This window comes from Streptococcus danieliae, assembly GCF_009767945.1.
GTDB classification, from domain to species: domain Bacteria; phylum Bacillota; class Bacilli; order Lactobacillales; family Streptococcaceae; genus Streptococcus; species Streptococcus danieliae.
This window is the reverse complement of the sequence record NZ_WSRS01000173.1, coordinates 1-820: the sequence shown is the minus strand read 5'-3', so window position 1 is coordinate 820 and position 820 is coordinate 1. Positions and strand designations below refer to the sequence as shown.

Annotated in this window: 2 protein-coding genes; both read left to right on the top strand. The window is 41.3% G+C overall.

Going from position 1 to position 820, the window contains the following annotated elements:
- Positions 1–196: LPXTG cell wall anchor domain-containing protein (locus tag E5983_RS09285; RefSeq protein WP_160333515.1), on the top strand; the 196-nt coding region annotated here is incomplete at its 5' end.
- Positions 197–258: 62 nt separating this feature from the next.
- Positions 259–820 (top strand): putative cross-wall-targeting lipoprotein signal domain-containing protein (locus E5983_RS09280; protein WP_331251115.1); only part of this gene is annotated, 562 nt, incomplete at its 3' end.

Here is an 820-nt window from a genome sequence, read left to right as displayed (position 1 = left end):
TAAGGATGCTACAAGTTCTCTAGTAAATGTTTCAACTAAATTGATGTCAGGTGAGCATCAAGTAAAAGAAAGTTCCAATGATGAAGAGCTTCCTTCAACAGGTGAAACAGCTTCTAATTTGGGAATGGCAGGACTTGGCATGATGAGTATTTTAGGGCTTGTTCAGCTGAAAAGAAAAAAATCAAAAACTATTTAAATTGTCTATCTGACCTAGGCACGTCGTAAAAAGGCTAGAAGAATTTTTTAAAGGAGATTAAAATGCATTCAAACACAACAAAAGGACACGGATTTTTCCGTAAATCAAAAGCCTATGGTTTGGTTTGTGGTATCGCCCTAGCAGGAGCTATGGCTTTTGGAGGTACGAGTCAAGTTTCGGCTGACGAAGTTTCAGTACCTACAGCGACTGAACCAGTTGCAGTTGTAACAACTAATAATCCAGCAACCAATCTTGTAGAAGCTCAACCAGAAGTACCACAAGCCAATGTGGATATGGCTGGACAGGCTGGAACTCAGACAGGTGCTCTAGTATCTGAAGTGACTTCTCAGGAGCTTAATTCAGCTGTTGAGACTGCCAAGGAAGCAGGTGTAGAAGTTTCAAACGGTGCTGAGGTAACCCATGATAGCTTGGAAAAAGCGAATGCAGACCTTGCTAGTCAAACAAAGTCTGTAGAAGAAGCAACCGCTAAGAAAGAAGCAAATACCCAAGCTATTGAGCAGGCTAAGGCTGAAAATGTAAAGATTGATGCGGAAAATAAAGCTGAGACTGAACGGGTAGCTCAAGAAAATGAAGCTGGCCAAAAGGCTGTAGATGCTGAAAATG